The 16,253-nt window shown below is 65.2% G+C and carries 16 protein-coding genes; 13 read left to right on the plus strand and 3 right to left on the minus strand.

What is annotated here, in order from left to right; all coding sequences use genetic code 11:
- The first annotated feature begins 222 nt into the window (after window positions 1–222).
- The 7 genes from I6F33_RS02340 to I6F33_RS02370 all read left to right on the plus strand — a co-directional run bounded on the left by I6F33_RS02340 (window position 223) and on the right by I6F33_RS02370 (window position 5,810).
- A complete protein-coding gene (locus I6F33_RS02340) occupies window positions 223–582 on the plus strand; it encodes a hypothetical protein (RefSeq protein WP_225126523.1) in 360 nt (119 codons plus the stop codon).
- A 117-nt stretch (window positions 583–699) separates the two neighbouring features.
- Complete coding sequence (gene hisE / locus I6F33_RS02345; RefSeq protein ID WP_036036484.1) at window positions 700–1,104, plus strand: phosphoribosyl-ATP diphosphatase; 405 nt, start codon at window positions 700–702, stop codon at window positions 1,102–1,104.
- 46 nt (window positions 1,105–1,150) lie between these two features.
- Complete coding sequence (locus I6F33_RS02350; RefSeq protein ID WP_081492862.1) at window positions 1,151–1,753, plus strand: YqaA family protein; 603 nt, start codon at window positions 1,151–1,153, stop codon at window positions 1,751–1,753.
- Window positions 1,754–1,800: 47 nt separating this feature from the next.
- Window positions 1,801–2,343: a hypothetical protein gene (locus I6F33_RS02355; protein ID WP_036021240.1), complete on the plus strand. Its 543-nt coding sequence runs from the start codon at window positions 1,801–1,803 to the stop codon at window positions 2,341–2,343.
- A 30-nt stretch (window positions 2,344–2,373) separates the two neighbouring features.
- On the plus strand, window positions 2,374–3,774 hold the full coding sequence (locus tag I6F33_RS02360) for an aspartate ammonia-lyase (protein WP_035997546.1): 1,401 nt from the start codon (window positions 2,374–2,376) through the stop codon (window positions 3,772–3,774).
- A gap of 271 nt (window positions 3,775–4,045) precedes the next feature.
- Window positions 4,046–5,014: a nitronate monooxygenase family protein gene (locus tag I6F33_RS02365; RefSeq protein ID WP_225140946.1), complete on the plus strand. Its 969-nt coding sequence runs from the start codon at window positions 4,046–4,048 to the stop codon at window positions 5,012–5,014.
- Between the two features lie 22 nt (window positions 5,015–5,036).
- Window positions 5,037–5,810 carry a thioesterase family protein gene (locus I6F33_RS02370; protein WP_225126522.1) on the plus strand — a complete coding sequence of 258 codons (774 nt, stop codon included), beginning with the start codon at window positions 5,037–5,039 and terminating at the stop codon, window positions 5,808–5,810.
- 374 nt (window positions 5,811–6,184) lie between these two features.
- Here I6F33_RS02370 and I6F33_RS02375 read toward each other — a convergent pair whose 3' ends face one another.
- Window positions 6,185–7,747 carry an AMP-binding protein gene (locus I6F33_RS02375; protein WP_225140949.1) on the minus strand — a complete coding sequence of 521 codons (1,563 nt, stop codon included), beginning with the start codon at window positions 7,745–7,747 and terminating at the stop codon, window positions 6,185–6,187.
- A gap of 108 nt (window positions 7,748–7,855) precedes the next feature.
- Here I6F33_RS02375 and I6F33_RS02380 point away from each other — a divergent pair, with 108 nt between their 5' ends.
- From I6F33_RS02380 to I6F33_RS02395, 4 genes are all read left to right on the plus strand, one after another.
- Window positions 7,856–8,821, plus strand: coding sequence for a nitronate monooxygenase family protein (locus I6F33_RS02380; RefSeq protein WP_225135449.1), 966 nt, complete (start codon window positions 7,856–7,858; stop codon window positions 8,819–8,821).
- 136 nt (window positions 8,822–8,957) lie between these two features.
- Window positions 8,958–9,206, plus strand: a complete 249-nt coding sequence (locus tag I6F33_RS02385) for a hypothetical protein (RefSeq protein ID WP_036021252.1) — start codon at window positions 8,958–8,960, stop codon at window positions 9,204–9,206.
- Window positions 9,207–9,339: 133 nt separating this feature from the next.
- Complete coding sequence (locus I6F33_RS02390; protein WP_192893067.1) at window positions 9,340–10,053, plus strand: hypothetical protein; 714 nt, start codon at window positions 9,340–9,342, stop codon at window positions 10,051–10,053.
- 90 nt (window positions 10,054–10,143) lie between these two features.
- Window positions 10,144–10,821 (plus strand): hypothetical protein, encoded by a 678-nt coding sequence (locus tag I6F33_RS02395; RefSeq protein WP_225140950.1) that lies wholly within the window; start codon window positions 10,144–10,146, stop codon window positions 10,819–10,821.
- Window positions 10,822–10,864: 43 nt separating this feature from the next.
- On the opposite strand, the gene I6F33_RS02400 is transcribed toward I6F33_RS02395, so the two are convergent.
- Window positions 10,865–12,421: a winged helix-turn-helix domain-containing protein gene (locus I6F33_RS02400; RefSeq protein ID WP_225140952.1), complete on the minus strand. Its 1,557-nt coding sequence runs from the start codon at window positions 12,419–12,421 to the stop codon at window positions 10,865–10,867.
- 396 nt (window positions 12,422–12,817) lie between these two features.
- Here I6F33_RS02400 and pcaB point away from each other — a divergent pair, with 396 nt between their 5' ends.
- Complete coding sequence (gene pcaB / locus I6F33_RS02405; protein ID WP_225140954.1) at window positions 12,818–14,179, plus strand: 3-carboxy-cis,cis-muconate cycloisomerase; 1,362 nt, start codon at window positions 12,818–12,820, stop codon at window positions 14,177–14,179.
- Between the two features lie 113 nt (window positions 14,180–14,292).
- Window positions 14,293–15,552: an aminopeptidase gene (locus I6F33_RS02410; protein ID WP_225140956.1), complete on the plus strand. Its 1,260-nt coding sequence runs from the start codon at window positions 14,293–14,295 to the stop codon at window positions 15,550–15,552.
- Between the two features lie 88 nt (window positions 15,553–15,640).
- On the opposite strand, the gene I6F33_RS02415 is transcribed toward I6F33_RS02410, so the two are convergent.
- The gene (locus I6F33_RS02415) at window positions 15,641–16,195 is read right to left on the minus strand and encodes a hypothetical protein (RefSeq protein WP_036036519.1); all 555 of its coding nucleotides are present in this window, start codon (window positions 16,193–16,195) and stop codon (window positions 15,641–15,643) included.
- Window positions 16,196–16,253: the final 58 nt, after the last annotated feature.

Genomic DNA, 16,253 nt, shown 5'->3' on the forward strand with positions numbered 1-16,253 from the left:
GCGCCGGCCCCGCATTGTTATGGTTTCGTGACGCTTGGCAAGCGCCGGCCCGCGACGAACGTGCGCGCGCGAACATGAACGGCGGATGAGCGGGCTTGCGGCATCGTTACGCAACCCCGTTCAGCTTGTGTTGGGATTGGGGAACCTACTTAGGTGGTGAGTGTTTGACAGACATCAGCCTGTCGTCAGGCACAAATCGAGGTCCCAAGGAGGGTCCAGATCATGTTTGACAGCCTTTCGAAGTTCGTCGGCCGCAAGGCCGTTCTGGCCACGGCCGCCGTGGTGGCCCTGACTGCCGCTGCACCCACCGCCTCTTACGCTGGCGGTCGTCATTGGCATGGCGGTGGCGGCGGCGCCGCTGCTGCCGCGATGTTCGGCCTCGCCGCGACCGGCCTCGCGATCGCAGCCAGCCGCAATGCCTACGCCTATGATCCGGGTCCGGGTTACTATTACGAGGGCGGCCCGGTCTATTACAGCGGCCCCGGCTATGGTCCCTATTACTACGACTCGGGCCGCCGCTACACCTATGGCGGCTACAAGAACCCCTGCGCCCACGGCTATTCCGGCTACAGCTGCTATTGACGGATCGGCCATTCTGATCGACGAACAGGCCGTCGCGCTTGCCGCGGCGGCCTGTTTTTTGCTTACATTGCCGCGTGTTAACACGCCGGCCATTTGTTTCGAGTAGTTTTGCGTACCATGAGTGATTCGCTTGAGCGGCTATATCTGGCTGTGCTCGCGGCCAGAGACCTTGATCCGGCAACATCGCGCACGGCCCGGCTGTTTCAGCGTGGGCCCTCAAAAATGGCAAAGAAGCTCGCCGAAGAGGCCATCGAAGTCGTCATCGATGCGGTCAATGGCGATAGCGAGGCCGTGATCCGGGAAAGCGCCGACCTGCTCTACAATCTCACCGTGCTGTGGGCTTCGGCCGGAGTGCGCCCCGAGGACGTCTGGCGGGAAATGACGCGGCGGGAGGACATGCTCGGAATTGCCGAGAAACTGCCGAAGTCGCCGCCGAAATTGCCCAAAGTCGCGTCACCGCGCATGGCCTCGCGGCGGCCTATTGTCGCGCTCGACGGCCGTGCCGCGCGCAAGCGCCACTAGAAACGTCACAAATCGCTCAAAAACTGGCGATGGACAAATCCGTCCCATGGTGCTTCATCGCGGCGCCATGCTGAAACGAATGTACGACTGGTGCATCGACGCCGCCCACAAGCCCTATGCGCTCTGGATCATGGGCATCGTGTCCTTCGCCGAAAGCTCCTTCTTTCCGGTCCCGCCGGATGTGATGCTGATTCCGATGTCCCTGGCGCGGCCGCAGCGCGCCTGGTTCTATGCCGCGATCTGCACCGTGACCTCGGTGCTCGGCGGCGTCGTCGGCTACGCCATCGGCGCGCTGCTGTTCGACTCGGTCGGCCAGTGGCTGATCCAGGTCTACGGCCTCGCCGACAAGGTTGACGCCTTCCGCGCCTCCTATGCGGAATGGGGTGCGGTCATCATCCTGCTCAAAGGACTGACGCCGATCCCCTACAAGCTCGTCACCATCACCTCGGGCTTTGCCGGCTACAACATCCTCCTGTTCGTCCTGTGCTCGATCGTCGCGCGCGGCGGACGCTTCTTCGTCGTCGCGATCCTGCTCAACCGCTACGGTGACTGGATCCGGGTCAGGATCGAGCGGCATCTCGGATTGTGGGTCGCGCTCGGCGCGATCGTGCTGGTGCTCGGCTTCGTTATCGCCATCAAGCTGATCTAGAGCCGCGGCGCTTTGCCGCCGCGCCGGCTTCGGCTACGGTTGTCGTCATGATGGTTCGATCCGGCAATCCGGCGGCACGGCATGGGACGCTGATGTCGACAGCGCTGCTGCTGCTGCTGCTCGCTGCCGGAGGGACGGCCCGGCCGCAATCCGCCCCGCCGGCGCTCGGCCTTCAGCAGCAGGGAGCGCAGGCCGGCCCGTCGCCATCGACGCCCGCTCCCTCGGCGCCTCCGGCGCGCGAGGAGAATCCCGGGCTGATCAACGAAATGGGCAAGCTGTTCGACAAGCTGCCTTCGATCCTGCCGCCGATCAAAAGCCCCAGTGAAACCATGGACGACCTGTCGCGGCTGGCCAAGCCTTCGACCATGGTGTCGGGGCGCGTGATCTGCCCGGTCTCTGCGAACGGCGCGCCCGACTGCAAGCAGGCGGCCGACCAGCTCTGCCAGGGCAAGGGCTACAAGGAAGGCAAGAGCCTGAACGCCGACTCCGCGGAAAAATGCTCGGCCAAGGTCCTGATCCCGGGCCGGCAACGTAAACCGGACGACTGCCGCACCGACACTTTCGTGACCAGCGCGCTGTGCCAGAACTGAAGGCCGGCGCGCGAGAACCAAGGAGCGCCCATGAGCCGCACGGAGCAGGACTTCCTCGGACAGCGTGAGATCGCCGACGACATCTATTACGGCGTCCAGACCATCCGGGGTAAGGAGAACTTCCACATCACCGGCATTCCGATGAACCAGGAGCCTTACTTCGTGAAGGCGCTCGGTTACGTCAAGAAGGCCGCCGCGATGGCCAATCGCGACCTCGGCGCGATCGACGCCAAGGTCGCGGACGCCATCATCCTCGGCTGCGACCGCGTCATCGCGGGCGACATGATGGATCAGTTCGTCACCGATTTCATCCAGGGCGGTGCCGGCACGTCGACCAACATGAACGCCAACGAGGTGATCGCGAACCTCGCGCTGGAATCGCTCGGCTTTGCCAAGGGCGACTACCAGCACGTCAGTCCGAACGATCACGTCAATTACGGCCAGTCCACCAACGACACCTATCCGACCGCCTTTCGGCTGGCCCTGATCCTGCGGCTCGAGAGCTACATGACGGCGTTGCGTCAGCTCCAGGAAGCTTTCTTCGCCAAGGGACGCGAGTTCGAGCGGGTGCTGAAGATGGGCCGCACGCATCTGCAGGACGCGGTGCCGATGTCGCTCGGCGCGGAATTCCGGGGCTGGGGCACCACGATCGGCGAGGAGGTCGACCGCATCTCGGAAGCGCGCGCGCTGCTGCGCGAGATCAATCTCGGCGCCACCGCGATTGGCACCTCCGTCACGGCGGCGGTCGGTTATCCCAAGCTCGCCGTCCGGCACCTCAGCGCGCTCACAGGCGTCGATTTCATCCTCGCTGGCGATCTCGTCGAGGCGACCTCCGACACCGGCGCCTATGTGCAGCTCTCCGGCGTTCTCAAGCGCACGGCCAGCAAGCTGACGAAAATCTGCAACGACATCCGCCTGCTCGCTTCCGGTCCGCGCGCGGGCTTGAACGAGATCAACCTGCCGCAGCTTCAGCCGGGCTCCTCGATCATGCCCGGCAAGGTCAATCCGGTCATTCCCGAAGTCGTCAACCAGACCAGCTTCCTCGTCATCGGCCTCGATACCACGGTGACGCTGGCGGCAAGCGCCGGCCAGCTCCAGCTCAACGTGATGGAGCCGGTGATCTCGTTCGCGCTGTTCTTCTCGATCCGCACCATGGAGCGCGCGGTCAACAGCCTGCGCGAGAATTGCGTCGTCGGCATCACCGCCAACGAGGAGCACACCCGCAACATGGTGCTGAACTCGCTCGGCATCGTCACGGTGCTGAAGCCGCTGCTCGGCTACAAGCAATGCGCCGAGATCGCGCGCGAAGGCTACAAGACCGGCAAGTCGCTGCACCAGATCGTCGTGACCGAACGCAAGCTGCTGACTCAGGAGAAGTGGGACGAGATGTTCTCGTTCGAGCGGCTGATCAACCCGGATTTGATCGGGTAGGCGGTCGCTGTCATTCCGGGGCGCGCGAAGCGCGAGCCCGGAATCCATTTCGCCACGCGTGCTGACGCCCGATGGATTCTCTGATGCGCAATCGCGCATCATAGCTGGACGCTCCGCCTCGTCCCGGAATGACGGGTGAGGAATTCCGCTGCTTGGAATTGCGGCAATGGCCTCCGCTGCGGCGCCAAAACGCAATACTTGACAGTGGAAAGATTGCCTTGTTGGTATGGCTCCCAACTTCAATTTGACCGGCTGAGAGGATCGTACCGCAATGTCCATGCCTGCCTTGTTCAAGGGGCGCCTGTCGATCCCCGTGATCGGCTCGCCGCTCTTCATCATCTCGGTGCCCGATCTCGTGATCGCGCAGTGCAAGGCGGGTGTGGTCGGCTCGTTTCCGGCGCTGAATGCGCGGCCGCCGGAGCTGCTGGACGAATGGCTGGCGCGGATCACCGAAGAGCTCGCGGCCTATGACCGCGCTCATCCCGACAGGCCGTCGGCGCCGTTCGCGGTCAACCAGATCGTGCACAAGTCGAACAACCGGCTCGACCACGACATGCAGCTCTGCGCCAAGTATAAGGTGCCGATGATCATCTCCTCGCTCGGCGCCCGCGAGGAGCTGAACCAGGCCGTGCACGGCTGGGGCGGCATCGTCTTCCACGACGTGATCAACCAGAAATTCGCGCACAAGGCGATCGAGAAGGGCGCCGACGGCCTGATCCTGGTCGCGGCCGGCGCCGGTGGCCATGCCGGCACCATCTCGCCGCTGGCCTTCGTGGCCGAGACACGAAAATGGTTCGACGGTCCGATCGCGCTGTCGGGTGCGATCGGCAACGGCAACGCAATCCGCGCAGCGCGCATCCTCGGGGCCGACTTCGCCTATATCGGTTCGGCCTTCATCGCGACCAAGGAGGCCAATGCGGTCGAGAAGTACAAGGAGATGATCGCGGGCTCGAGCGCCGACGACATCGTCTATTCCAATCTCTTCACCGGCGTGCACGGCAATTATCTGAAGCCCTCGATCCTGGCGGCGGGCATGGACCCCGAAAATCTGCCGACGTCCGATCCCTCCAAGATGAACTTCGGCACCGACGCCTCCGGCGAGCGCGCCAAGCCGAAGGCCTGGAAGGAGATCTGGGGAAGCGGCCAGGGCATCGGCAGCATCGACAAGGTCGTGCCGGCGGCCGAGCTGATCGCGCGCTTCAAGAAGGAATACGACGAAGCGATCGATCCGCCGTTGTGATCGCACCCAGATCGAGTGCTGCATGCCCCCCATTTACCGCGTCGACGGCAACGACGTCGTCACCAGCCCCGATGCAGCCGGCCCCTGGGACCGGCGCATGCAGCACGGCTCGGCACCGGCATCGCTGGTGACATGGGCGGCTGAGCGCATCCCTGCGGCGGTGCCGATGGATGTCGCGCGCGTGACCATCGATCTGATGCGCCCGGTACCGGTGGCGCCGCTCACGATCGCCACCGAAATCTTGCGCGAGGGCCGCAAGATCCAGCTCTGCGGGATCAAGCTGGTCGCCGACGGCGTGCAGGTGGTCGGCGCCACCGTGCTCAAGATCAGGCGCCAGGCGCTGACGCTGCCCGACGAGGTCGAGGAACTTCCGGTCACGTTGCCGTCGCCGGAGGATTCATTGGTCGAGGACGGTCATGCCGCCACCAGCCCGTTCGTGCGATCGGTCTCGATGCGCGCCGCGCGCGGCCGCTTCGGCCAGGCCGGCGCCGGCGCGATCTGGTTTCGTGTCGACCATCCGCTGATCGAAGGCGAGGCCGTCTCGCAGGCGATGCGCGCCGTGGTCGCCGCCGACTTCTCCAACGGCACCGCCTCGACGCTCGATTTCCGCGCCTGGACCTACATCAACGCCGACCTCACCGTGAGCTTTGCGCGCCAGCCGGTCGGCGAGTGGATTTTGCTCGACGGCGATTCCTGGATCGGCCCCGACGGCGCGGGCCTTGCGATGTCACGCCTCGCCGACCGCCAGGGCTATTTCGGCCGCGCGGTGCAGAGCCTCGTGATCGAGAAGCGGTGAGAGGCGCTATGTGCGATCAGCCGGGCGATGACACCGATCGTGTGAGAGCTATCTCGCGCATCGCGGGATTGAACGGCAGACTTCCGCCGCCGCGGAAGGGATGCAAGGTCGTGTTCGACCAGGGCATCCTGCCAGTTCACACACCGTAGAAGATCTTGATCCCCCACAGCACCACGATGATGGCCGTGATCAACGTGATCGCGGCGACTGCACTTTCCACGGAAGCGACTCTCATTTCACTCTCCGCTTCCCAGCCCCGTCAGCGGTCTAGTTGATTCCCTGATTCGCCGGCAATTGCGCGGGCATCGCCGTCGCAGACTCCGTTGCGGGCTGTGGTGCCGAAACAACAACGACACCGTAGAATTCCGGAGTATTTACCCCACCATCCGGTCCCGCCCGCTCCAGAAGCCCGCACGCAGCACCTTCTTGTCGACCTTGCCGACCCCGGTCATCGGCAATTGCTTGACGAATTGGATCTGCTTGGGCGCGTGCGCCGAGCCTTTTCGCGTCTTCACCAGGTTGATCAGCTCGTCCGGATCGGGCTTCGTCCCTTCACGCGGGACGACGATGGCGGTGACGGCTTCGCCCCATTTCTCGTCGGGAATGCCGACGACCGCGACCATCGCCACGTCCGCGTGCTGCGACAGGACGTCCTCGACCTCGCGGGGGAAGATGTTGAAGCCGCCTGAGACGATCATGTCCTTCTTGCGGTCGAGGATGAACATGTAGCCGCGCTCGTCCTGACGTGCGATGTCGCCGGTGTGGACCCAGCCGTTCTTCAGCGTGTCGGCGGTGATATCGGGCCGCTTCCAGTACTCCGCCATCACATGCGGCGCGCGCACGCAGATCTCGCCGGCCTCGCCCGTCTTCACCTCTTGGTCGTTGTCGTCGAGGATCTTGACCTCGCAGGCCGCGATCGGGAAGCCGCAGGACAGGAACAGCTCCGGCCGCTGGGGATCGTGGTCGGCCTTGCGCAGCACCGAGACGGGATAGCATTCGGTCTGCCCGTAGAGCTGCGAGAACACAGGGCCGATGCGTTCGATGCCCTCCAGCAGTCGGCTCGGCGACATCGCGGAGGCGCCATAGAGCACGAGCTCGAGCGAGGAGAGGTCGGTCTTGCCGAGCGCGGGCTGATCGAGCAGCACATAGATCATGGTCGGAACGAACAGCGTGAAGTTGATGCGCTCGCGTGCGATCGTTGACAGCACGGCTTCGGGATCGAAGCCTTTCAGCATGTGCACGGTGCCGCCGCGCATCAGGGTCGGCAGCACCTTCGTGCCCGCGACATGGCTGATCGGCGCGACCGTGAGGTAGCGCGCAGCCTCGGGGATCTCGAAGTCGGCCAGGATCGCGCCGGCGGCGCCGGCATTTTCGCGGTGATAGCGCAGCGCGCCCTTGGATTTTCCGGTGGTGCCGCCGGTGTAGTTCAGTGTGGCGAGATCGTCGGAGCTGGCGAGGCACTGTGCGCTGGCGTGCCCCGCACTCTCGACTGCCGCCAGCAGATCGACGCCGTAGCCGGCCGGTCCCATGTTGAAGACCGCCTTGAGCCGGCCGGCCTTCGCGGCGAGCTCGCCGCCGCGGTCGCGGAAGGCGGCCGCATCCACCACCAGCATCTCGGCTTCGGAATCCTCGAGCTGAAACAGCTGGTCCTCCAGCGAGCCCAGAGGGTGGAGCCAGGTGATGCAGAGGCGGGCCAATTGGGCGGCGACGCCGGCGCACCAGCTGTCGGCGCGGTTCGCGGTGAGGAAGGCTACGCGGGCGCCGGGCTCCAAGCCGAGCCGCATGAACACGCCCTGGATCCGTCCGATCAGGTCGATGGCACCCCGATAGCTCAGCGATCCCTCGGGCCAGGCGAAAGCAATGCGGTCGGGATAGCGCGACAGCGCCCGTAGCGTCTGCGCACAAGCCGGGGATGATGCGTGGAGCGGATCAGGCATATGTTTCCTCGTTGCTTTGTCACCGGCTTATGGCGTGCCAATGTTGCTGACGACGCTAGCACAGAGACTGCGGGAGGAAACCACAAAGCCCGCGCGAGGGAGGCATGCATGCCATCAGATCGACTGCAACGCTTCCGCGATCGTCTTGCTCTGCCGCTGATCGCGGCGCCGATGTTTCTGGTATCGGGCGTCGAGCTCATGGTTGCAGCCTGCCGCAACGGGGTGATCGGCAGCTTTCCCACCGCGAATTGCCGTGGCGCGGAACAGCTCGATGAATGGCTGACCGAAATCAAGCTGCGGCTGCGGCAGCATGAAGATCAAACCGGGCGAAAGGCAGCGCCACTTTGCCCGAACTTGATCGTCCACCGCTCCAATGCGCGGCTGGAGCAGGATCTCGCCGTGCTGCTGCGGCACAAGCCGGAGATCGTCATTACGTCGGTCGGCTCGCCGGCGCCAGTCTTGAAGCTGCTGCACGACGCCGGCGCGCTGGTGCTGGCGGACGTGGCCTCGATCCGCCATGCCGAACGCGCCGCGGAAGCGGGGGCGGACGGGCTGGTCCTGCTCACTGCCGGTGCCGGCGGCCAGACCGGCTGGCTCAACCCGTTCGCCTTCGTCCGTGCGGTGCGCGCATTCTACGACGGCATCATCGTGCTCGCGGGCGGAATTAGCGACGGTCGCGCGCTGCGTGCCGCCGAAGTGCTCGGCTGCGATCTCGCCTATATGGGCACGAAGTTCATCGCGACGCGTGAGAGCATGGCGGACGAGCGTCACAAGCAGATGCTGGTCGAGAGCAGCGCCGACGACATCTTGCTCACCACCGCGTTCACGGGCTTGCAGACCAGCATGCTGAGGCCATCGATCGCGGCCGCCGGGCTCGATCCCGACAATCTGCCGGCGCGCGGCGCGATCAATATCACTGAGGATATCGACGTCGCCGCCCGCGACAGCCGCCCCAAGCGCTGGCGCGATATCTGGAGCGGGGGGCATTCGACCTCGGGTGTCACCGATGTGCTCGCGGTCGAGGATCTCGTTGCGCAGACCATCGCCGAATATCGGGAAGCGGGTGGGCGGTAGCGTCGTCGCCTCTCCCACAGGGGATCGGGCAGGGTTAATCCCGCATGCCTCCGGCCCATCCCACTTAACGGCGGATTAACCATCGCCAGCCAAGAATCCCTCTTGTGGCCGCCAATCAGGACGAGAGGGACAGGCGATGGACTTCAATTATCTCAACGGCAAAACGGCTGCGACCCTGGACGAGATCCGCGTCCGCGTCGCCCATGCGCTGGCCCGCCACCCGCTGTGTCGCAACGTCCGGTTTGACATCGTCAGCGTCCCCCGGACCCGCCGCGGCGGCAATTGGACGGTGACGCTGCAATCGGTCGAGCCGCGCGCGGTCTGGGAAGCCTCGGAGATCGTCGCCGACATCCAGGATGCCTATGACCTTGCGGCAGCAGCCTGATTTCGTTGGGAGTTTCCGGGCGATGTCGCCTTAGTCCGCGCGATTGCCGCCGCAATAGCACGGTTCAGCCTTAATTATCGCCCAGTTTCCGGGCAGTGATCACGTGGACTTGAAGTCGGACGCGGAGAGACGTTTGTCCAAAGCCATCACCATCGTCGCGCTGACCTGTTTCCTCGTCCTCGGCGCCGCCACCACCGCCATCCTCGGCCGCGACAGCGTTCCCAGCGTCAGCGCCGCGATGATCGCCGAGACGCCCCCAGCCAAGCCGCTCGCAACCAACCGCGCCGCCAAGGCCGACCGTCTGGTTCCGACGCTCGCGCTGGCCTCGGCCGCGATTGAGCCGGTCCAGGTTGCCGCCGACAAGCTGGCGCAGGCACCGGTCCTGACCGAGCCGCTGCGTCAGGCCTTCGCCGCCGCCACCCCCTCCGATTTTCCGATGCCGAAGCCGAGCGCGCACGAGGCGCCCGCCGCGACCGAGGTTCCGGCCGTCGAAGTTCCGGCCAAGCCGAAAGTCGTCGCCAAGCCGCAGCCGCAAAAATCCTACTCGCTGCTGTCCGACGTGCAGATCGCAGGCATCAGGGATCGCCTGAAACTCTCCTCGTCTCAGGAATATTACTGGCCCTCGGTCGAGACCGCGCTGCGCAACGTCGCGCGCAAGATCCAGGCGAACAGGCTGTCGAATCCGAATGCACCGCCCAGCGCACAGATCGATCCGAATTGCGACGAGGTGCAGCAGCTGAAGTCGGCCGCGATGCCGCTGTTGTTCCAGCTTCGCGACGACCAGAAGGAAGAAGTGCGCAAGCTCGCTCGCCTCATCGGGCTTGAGAAGGTCGCGCAGCAGATCTGACGCACGCGGTTCCTCGTCGAGGAGCGGCGGCTTATCAGGAACATCTGGCAATCCCCACGCGTTGCCCGCTCCGAAAGAGGGAGTGGACAAATGCGCGCCTCGACAGCCTATTTTGTCGGTGCCGGAACCATCGTCGCGGCCATCGCCATTGGTCTCGGTGGCGGCATCGTCGCCGGCAACATCATGAATCCGGTTGCGTCAAAACAGGGGCCGGACACCAGCAAGATGGCGCAGCGCGCGGCAAGTCCCACGCCGGCCAGCACCAACGCTCCCTCCGAGCGCGTGAACTATCTCACCGGCTCGCAAGCCTTCGGTGCGATGATCGCCGCGCCCGCACAGGCCGAAGCAAAGTCTGAACCCGCAAAACCCGACACGCCAACCACGCAGGCGAATGTCGCACCGGCGCCGCAACCCTCGCAAGCCGCTGCAGTCGAGCCGCCGAAGCCCGCCGCTGCGCCACAGGCCGCAAGGCCTGCCGAGCAGCAGGCCTCGACCGAGCCGTCGTCCTTACCGAATAACGCCTATGCCAAGGCAAGGGATTCCGATGTGAAGCGCGCCGCGTCCGAACGGCGCCGAGCCGAGCGTCGCGAGCGCTGGGCCGAGCGCCGCTATTATTACGAGTCCCGCGAGCCGCGCGGCCTGCGCGACCGCACCGATTGGGATGACGTCGCGCGCAACATCCGCGAGGATTCCGATGCGCGCGATTACGCGGGGCGGTCGCGCAGCGGCTTCCCGCAGATCAGGCTGTTCGGGCCTGACGACGATTAGCACCTGACACGGGGATCAAGCGGAGCGGTCGCGCCAGCGACCGTCACGTCATTCCGGCGCGCCGCAACCCCTCGAGATAGTGCGTACGATCCTCTTCCCGCAGCATCGGCAGCTCGCGCGTGATCCAGGCCAGCGAGACCTCGGGCTGGGTGCGGCGCAGGCCTTCCAGGGCGGATGCCGCGAGGGCGGGATCGCCGACCATGCCGGCGGCGGCCGTCAGCACGCGGTGGGCGCCGACGAAATCCCCGCGCTGGCGCATCGATTCCCGAGCCATCTGCACGGCGCCCGCGTAGTCGCGGCCGACGAACCGGGCATAGGCCGCAACCCCGCAATAGATCGCCGCGAGCGGGTCGCGCGGGCTCAGCCGCAGCGCGCGGCGGGCGGCGGCATCGCCGTCCTGCCATCGTCCGGCATAGCACAGCGTCACGCCATGAAAGGCATGCGCCATCGCGAAATTCGGATTGAGCCGCAAGGCCAGCTCGAATTCAGCCAGCGCGTCGTCGAACCGACGGCGGAACAGATAGGTGTAAGCAAGGCCGTGATGGGCCCAGGCATCCTCGCGATCGGCCTCCACCGCGGCGAGCGCCGCACGTTCGGCGACCGGCATGGTGGCAGCCATGTCGGCCCAGCCCATATGCGCGCCGAAGATATGGCTGGTGGCGAGCAGGCCGAGCGCCTTGCCATAGGCGGGATCGACCGCCACCGCTTCTTCCAGCAGCTTCTGCGCGGCGGCATTGTCCTCGCGGGTGATGCGCCAATAATGCGACAGCGCGCGCATCACGAGGTCCCATGCATCCAGGCTGCCCGGCGGCTTCTGCTGGGCCCGGAAGCTTTCGGCAGCATAGAGCTGCGGCTCGATGGCGGCGACGATCGCTTCCGTGATCTCGTCCTGCACGGCGAAGATGTCGGCGAGCTCCCGGTCGTAGCGTTCGGCCCAGAGATGGCTGCCGGTCGAGACGTCGTTGAGCTGGGCCGAGATGCGCACCCGTTCGCCGCTCCGCCGCACGCTGCCCTCGACCACGTAGCGCACCCCGAGCTCCCGCGCGACCTCGTGGATGTGCACGGCGCGGCCCTTGTAGACGAAGGAGGAGTTGCGCGCGATGACGAAGAACCAGCGCAGCTTCGACAGCGCCGTGATGATGTCCTCACTGATACCGTCGGAGAAATAATCCTGCTGGACCTCGCCGCTCATATTGGTGAAGGGCAGCACAGCGATCGCGGGCCGCTCCGGCAGCGCGAAGGTGGCCTGGGACGGGGCGATCCGGACCGGCTCCGGCGCGACCGCGCCGATTTGTGTCTGGACGTCGCCGACGAAGCGAAAACCCTTGCGGGTGATGGTACGGATCAGCGACTGGCTCGCGCCATCGTCGCCGATCGCCTTGCGCGCCGCGTTGATCCGGCTGGTCAGGGTGGATTCGGAGACGCTGCGCCCGTGCCAGATCTTGTCGATCAGCTCGTCCTTGCTGACGACCCGGTCGCGGTTCTGCATGAGGTGGACGACGAGGTCGAAAACCTGCGGCTCCACGGCAATGGGAACCTGCTCGCGGCTCAGCTCGCGCCGGTCGGTATCGAGAAGGTGGTCCCGGAACAGAAACTGCACGTCGAAAACTCGGGCCTCATTGCGAAATCGGGCAAACAAACAAAATGAAATTTGGGTCGAAAGATCGTGTGTCTGCCGAAGGGGGCGTTTGGTTCATCGCAATCGCGTGATGGCAGCCATGTGGTTTTCCGGGGGAATACATCCGCGACTAGAATGTTGCGGTCGGGGCCGCCGAGATCTCCCACCGCAATCATCCCGTCATGTTGAGGTGCGGGACGCAGGCTGTGAAGCAGCCTCCGAGGCCTCCGCTTCGCTCCGGCACCCAAAATAACGGGCAATGGGCGCGCGCTTGCCGGGCAGGACGAATGTGTGGCGAAACTGCGAATGTCCATTGCCGAGCTGCGCAGCCTGCGTAAGCTGTCGCCCACACAAAACACCAATCATAAAGAATCGCCCATGCCTGCTTTCCCTGCCGCCAGCACTGTGATCGACTCCCTGCTGTTTCGCGACGCCTTCGGTACGCCTGAGATGCGCGAGGTGTTCTCGGACGTCGCGACGGTCGCACGCTATGCCGAGGTCGAGGTGGCGCTGGCGAAGGCGGAGGCGAAGTGCGGTGTGATCCCACACGAGGCGGCCGCAGCGATCGCGGCGCGGACCGACATCGGCGCGCTCGACTTCGATCTGCTCAGGCAGGAGACCGATGTCGTCGGCTACCCGATCCTGCCTTTGGTGCATCAAATGGTGAAGCAATGCGGCGAGGCGGGCCGCTACGTGCATTGGGGCGCCACCACGCAGGACATTATGGACACCGCCGTGGTGCTGCAACTGCGCGCCGCGCTCGAGATCGTCGAACGTGACATCGCCGAGCTGCGCAAGATCCTCGCCGATCTGTCGAAGCGCCATCGCAACACGGCGATGGCGGGCCGCACCCATCTGCAACAGGCGCTGCCGGTGACCTTCGGCTACAAGAGCGCGATCTGGCTCGCGATGTTCGACCGCCACGCCGAGCGGCTGGCGCAGCTGAAGCCGCGCGTGCTGGTCGGTCAGTTCGCCGGCGCGGCCGGTACGCTGGCTTCGCTCGGCGACAGGGGGTTCGAGGTGCAGGAGGCGCTCTGCAACGAGCTGAAGCTCGGCGTTCCCGCCTCGACCTGGCACGTCGCGCGCGACGGCTTCGCCGAAGCCGTGAACTTCCTTGCTCTCGTCACCGGCTCTCTCGGCAAGATCGCGCTCGACATCATGATCATGGCCTCGACCGAGTTCGCCGAGGTCTACGAGCCCTTCGTCAAGGGGCGCGGCGCCTCCTCGACCATGCCGCAGAAGCGCAACCCGATCTCCTCGGAGCTGATGCTTGCGGCCTCCAAGGCGGTGCGCCAGCACGCCGGCCTGATGCTCGACGCCATGGTGCAGGATTTCGAGCGTGCCACCGGCCCCTGGCACGCGGAATGGATGGCGATTCCCGAAAGCTTCGTGCTGGCCGCCGGCGCGCTGCACCAGGCGAAGTTCGCGCTCGCGGGCCTCATCGTAGACGAGGCGAAGATGAACGACAATCTCGCCATCAGCCGCGGCCTGATTGTGGCCGAAGCGGTCATGATGGGCCTCGCCCCGCAGATCGGCCGGCAGGAGGCGCACGACGTCGTCTATGACGCCTGCCGTCAGGCCAACGAGAAGGGAATGACCCTTGCTGACGCGCTATCCGCAGATTCACGGATATCGAGCCACATCGATCGTGCCACAATCGAGGCGCTCACTTCACCGAAAAATTACCTCGGCCTTGCGCCCGCCATGGTCGACCGGGTGCTGGCATCGGCAACGCGTTGAAAACCAAAATGCGTGAAACTGCGTATCTTTCCAAGGGCGCAAGACGCTCGCATACTTGTGCCCCGCGATGCTAGACTTAAATTGAGTGAGCGACTTTCGGCAGAGGGCCCGGCATGACTGATCAACGCAATCCTTCCACTCCCATCGATCCGGCGAAGCTCGACCGACTGGCCGAGGTGGCGGTGAAAGTGGGCCTGGGCTTGCGGCCGGGACAGGATCTGCTTCTGACGGCGCCCGCGATCGCGCTGCCGCTGGTGCGGCGGATCGCCGTGCATGCCTACAAGGCCGGCGCCGGCCTCGTGACGCCGATCCTGTCGGACGAGGAGATGACGCTGGCGCGCTACCGCCACGGCCACGACAACAGTTTCGATCGTGCCGCCGGCTGGCTCTACGAGGGCATGGCCAAGGCGTTCTCCGACAACACTGCACGGCTTGCCATCGTCGGCGACAACCCGATGTTGCTGTCCGGCGAGGATCCTTTCAAGGTGGCGCGCGCCAGCAAGGCCAATTCGATGGCCTATCAGCCTGCGCTGGAGAAGATCGTCAATTTCGACACCAACTGGAATATCATCGCCTATCCGAGCGCGTCCTGGGCGAAGCTGGTGTTCCCGAACGATCCCGAGGACGTTGCGGTCGGCAAGCTCGCAGACGCGATTTTCGCCGCGTCCCGTGTCGATCGCGAGGACGCGATCAGCAATTGGGCGAGCCACAATGCGGTGCTGCGCGAGCGCACCAACTGGCTCAACGGCCAGCGTTTCCGCGCGCTTCAGTACTCGGGTCCCGGCACCGATCTTACTATTGGCCTTGCCGACGGCCACGAATGGGAAGGCGGCGCCTCGCTGTCCAAGAACGGCATCAGCTGCAACGCCAATATCCCGACCGAAGAGGTCTTCACCACGCCGCATTGCCGCCGCGTCTACGGCCACGTCGTGAGCTCGAAGCCGCTGTCCTATCAGGGCACGCTGATCGACAACATCGCGGTGCGGTTCGAGGACGGCAAGATCGTCGACGCCAAGGCCTCGCGCGGCGCCGAGGTGCTGAACAAGGTGCTCGATACCGACGAGGGCGCGCGGCGCCTCGGCGAGGTGGCCTTGGTGCCGCATTCCTCGCCGATCTCGCAGAGCGGGCTGTTGTTCTACAACACGCTGTTCGACGAGAACGCGGCCTCGCACATCGCGCTCGGCCAGTGCTATTCGAAATGCTTCGTCAACGGTGCCCAGCTCACGCCGCAGCAGATCGCGGCGCAAGGCGGCAACCAGAGCCTGATCCATATTGATTGGATGATCGGCTCGGCCGAGACCGACATCGACGGCATCTTGGCCGACGGCAGCAAGGTGCCCGTCTTCCGCAAGGGCGAATGGGCGAAGTCGTAATCTAGATTTTGGTCCAATAGGCAGTCCAGGACGTGGTCAACCTCTCCCCGCTGGGGAGGGGTGAACGTCCTCGCGTCAGTCTTCCCCCTCACGCCGCCGCGTTGCGCAGGGTCGGGCTGTTGTCGATGCTGAAGCGGTTGAACAGCGTCGTGAACGGGCTGCCGTCGGTGGCCCGCACGATCGCGTCGGACGCCGCCACCGCCTCGTAGAGCGCGCCAACCGGATCGTCCGCGTCCGCCAGCGCGAGCGCGCCGCGGATCTGTTCGCGGGCCTCGCTGACGTCATCCTCGTCTTGGAGCCTTGCCTCCAGCGCATCCGCCGCGCGGCGCATCTCTGCAAGGTCGCCGCCCCCGGAGAATTTGAGGATGTCGCGCCAGTAGGGACGGGCAACGACAAGCTGGATCAATGCATCGAAACTTTCCGCGATGATGCCCGCGCGGCCCTCTGACGAGACATAGAGCACATTCTGCGACGGCAGCAGCACGAACGCGCTGCCGGAGCCGTCACTGCCGATGTGCCGCGGGCTTTCGACGCCGTCGATGGTGAACCAGGGCTCCTCGTCCGGTTCGAAGGAGACGTCGAGACTGCGGAGCCTGGCGACGACCTCGCTGTTGGCTGTCAGAATCTCCGGCGTGAGGGGCATCGGTGCGGCTCCTTCCCAAGACTTCGCGCACTTTGTCGCACCCCGGACAAGCTAGGTT

Origin of the sequence: Bradyrhizobium sp. BRP20, from assembly GCF_020194215.1 — a bacterium.
In the GTDB taxonomy this organism is placed as follows: Bacteria; Pseudomonadota; Alphaproteobacteria; order Rhizobiales; family Xanthobacteraceae; genus Bradyrhizobium; species Bradyrhizobium yuanmingense.

Coding starts and splice junctions, on each gene's coding strand:
- I6F33_RS02340 (WP_225126523.1), top strand. CDS start 223: ATGTTTGACAGCCTTTCGAAGTTCGTCGGCCGCAAGGCCGTTCTGGCC.
- hisE (WP_036036484.1), top strand. CDS start 700: ATGAGTGATTCGCTTGAGCGGCTATATCTGGCTGTGCTCGCGGCCAGA.
- I6F33_RS02350 (WP_081492862.1), top strand. CDS start 1,151: ATGGTGCTTCATCGCGGCGCCATGCTGAAACGAATGTACGACTGGTGC.
- I6F33_RS02355 (WP_036021240.1), top strand. CDS start 1,801: ATGATGGTTCGATCCGGCAATCCGGCGGCACGGCATGGGACGCTGATG.
- I6F33_RS02360 (WP_035997546.1), top strand. CDS start 2,374: ATGAGCCGCACGGAGCAGGACTTCCTCGGACAGCGTGAGATCGCCGAC.
- I6F33_RS02365 (WP_225140946.1), top strand. CDS start 4,046: ATGTCCATGCCTGCCTTGTTCAAGGGGCGCCTGTCGATCCCCGTGATC.
- I6F33_RS02370 (WP_225126522.1), top strand. CDS start 5,037: ATGCCCCCCATTTACCGCGTCGACGGCAACGACGTCGTCACCAGCCCC.
- I6F33_RS02375 (WP_225140949.1), bottom strand. CDS start 7,747: ATGCCTGATCCGCTCCACGCATCATCCCCGGCTTGTGCGCAGACGCTA.
- I6F33_RS02380 (WP_225135449.1), top strand. CDS start 7,856: ATGCCATCAGATCGACTGCAACGCTTCCGCGATCGTCTTGCTCTGCCG.
- I6F33_RS02385 (WP_036021252.1), top strand. CDS start 8,958: ATGGACTTCAATTATCTCAACGGCAAAACGGCTGCGACCCTGGACGAG.
- I6F33_RS02395 (WP_225140950.1), top strand. CDS start 10,144: ATGCGCGCCTCGACAGCCTATTTTGTCGGTGCCGGAACCATCGTCGCG.
- pcaB (WP_225140954.1), top strand. CDS start 12,818: ATGCCTGCTTTCCCTGCCGCCAGCACTGTGATCGACTCCCTGCTGTTT.
- I6F33_RS02410 (WP_225140956.1), top strand. CDS start 14,293: ATGACTGATCAACGCAATCCTTCCACTCCCATCGATCCGGCGAAGCTC.
- I6F33_RS02415 (WP_036036519.1), bottom strand. CDS start 16,195: ATGCCCCTCACGCCGGAGATTCTGACAGCCAACAGCGAGGTCGTCGCC.